1 protein-coding gene is annotated in these 2,453 nt (G+C 58.5%); it reads right to left on the reverse strand.

The window, feature by feature from the left end; translation table 11 throughout:
* The coding region (gene uvrB, locus AC1D0Z_RS19670) for an excinuclease ABC subunit UvrB (RefSeq protein ID WP_477659862.1) at window positions 1-2,120 on the reverse strand (2,120 nt) is incomplete at its 3' end.
* Window positions 2,121-2,453: the final 333 nt, after the last annotated feature.

Raw genomic sequence — 2,453 nt, forward strand, 5'->3', positions numbered from 1 at the left:
GCTCGGGCTTGGCCCGCAGCACTGATCGGCACGACGTTATCGGTGCCAGGTGCACCAAAAGCCTGTTCCTTGAGAATATGGAGCTGATCCCGCACCCGTGCGGCTTTTTCGAACTCCAGGTTTTTCGCGTGTTCGATCATCTGCTTTTCCAGGCGCTTGATTTCGCGGGCGATGTCTTTTTCGCTCATGTCCTCCACCAGCGCTTTTTGCATCTCGATCTTTTCGGCTTCCTTCCCGGATTTCTCACTGTAGACACCGTCAATCAGGTCGCGGATGCGTTTAACCACGCTGCGCGGCGTGATGCCGTTTTCCAGGTTGAAGGCAATCTGCTTGTTGCGCCGCCGCTCTGTCTCGTCCATGGCCTTTTTCATGGAATCGGTGATGCGGTCGGCATACAAAATGGCGCGTCCGTTCAGGTTCCGGGCCGCCCGGCCAATGGTCTGGATCAGGCTGCGCTCAGCACGCAAAAAGCCCTCCTTGTCGGCGTCCAGGATGGCCACCAGCGACACCTCCGGAATGTCCAGCCCTTCACGCAGCAAATTGATACCCACCAGCACGTCAAAGGCGCCCAACCGCAGGTCGCGCAGGATTTCCACGCGTTCCACAGTATCCACATCACTGTGCAGGTAGCGGACCTTCACGCCGTTGTCGCTCAGGTAATCGGTCAGCTGCTCGGCCATGCGCTTGGTCAGGGTGGTGATCAGCACCCGCTCGTTCTTCTCGACCCGGATGCGGATTTCCTGCAGCACGTCGTCAACCTGGTGTGTGGCTGGCCGCACTTCCACCTGTGGATCCACCAGCCCGGTAGGCCTGACGACCTGCTCCACTACTTTGCCGGAGTGCTCTTTCTCATAGTTGGCCGGCGTGGCCGAGACAAAAACTGCCTGGCGCATCTTGGATTCGAACTCTTCGAACTTCAGCGGCCGGTTGTCCAGCGCGCTCGGCAGCCTGAAGCCGTATTCCACCAGCGTGGTCTTGCGCGCGCGGTCGCCGTTGTACATGGCGTTGAGCTGGCCAATCATCACGTGGCTTTCGTCCAGAAACATCACTGCGTCCTTGGGCAGGTAGTCGCACAGCGTCGAGGGCGGAGAGCCCGGTGGCGAGCCGCTCAGGTGACGGGTGTAGTTCTCAATGCCCTTGCAGTGGCCGATTTCGCTGAGCATCTCCAGGTCGAACCGGGTGCGCTGCTCGATCCGCTGGGCTTCGACCAGCTTGCCTTCGGCGACGAACTGCGCCACCCGCTCGGACAGCTCCAGCTTGATGGTTTCCACTGCCGTCATGACCTTGTCGCGCGGCGTGACATAGTGGCTCTTGGGGTACRCCACGAAGCGCGGTATCTTCTGGCGGATGCGGCCCGTCAACGGGTCAAACAGCTGCAGCGACTCAATCTCGTCGTCGAACAGCTCGATGCGTATCGCCAGCTCGGAATGCTCAGCCGGGAAAACGTCGATCACGTCGCCGCGCACCCTGAACGTGCCGCGGGCGAAATCCTGATCATTGCGGGTGTACTGCATGCGGATCAGCCGCGCAATCACGTCACGCTGGCCCATCTTGTCGCCGATACGTGCGATAAACCGCATCTGTGTGTAATCCTCGGGCGCGCCTATGCCGTAAATCGCGCTGACCGTGCCCACGATGATGGTGTCGCGCCGCTCCAGCACGCTCTTGGTGGCCGACAGGCGCATCTGCTCGATGTGCTCGTTAATCGCCGAGTCCTTTTCAATGAAAAGGTCGCGCTGCGGCACATAGGCTTCAGGCTGGTAGTAGTCGTAGTAGCTGACAAAATATTCGACCGCGTTTTTGGGGAAGAACTCCCGGAACTCGCTGTAAAGCTGCGCCGCCAGCGTCTTGTTGGGGGCAAAAACAATGGCTGGACGGCCCAGGCGGGCAATCACATTGGCCATGGTGAAGGTCTTGCCGGAGCCGGTGACGCCCAGCAGGGTCTGGAACACCTCGCCATCGTTGATGCCTTCAACCAGCTGGTCAATCGCCGTCGGCTGGTCGCCTGCTGGCGGGTAGGGTTGAAACAGCTCGAACGGCGAATCCGGAAAACGGATGAACTGGCCCACAGCAGGGTCGGTGTTGACTGGATCAGTTATGACTTCCATAGCTTCTGGCATAAAACCTCGATGAAGCCCCGTTAAAATTCAGGGCAACTAAACAGAATACGACATTCGGCCGAAAATGGAAATTGCAACCCCGTGCCTTTGCATGGCGTTTATGCCTCATTGAGGATTTGCAGCCTTTTTTGCGGCCACGTTATGACCTAATTCCGCCAGAACCAGGCGGCAAAAGCTTTTTTCCTTGTTCCTTTTTACCTTCTGAGGATATTTCATGTCTTTGTTTACCGCTGTCGAAATGGCCCCGCGTGACCCCATCCTGGGCCTCAACGAACAGTTCAACGCCGACGTCAACCCTGCCAAGGTCAACCTGGGCGTGGGCGTGTACTACGA

It is taken from the genome of Polaromonas sp. P1_E3, from assembly GCF_056405935.1.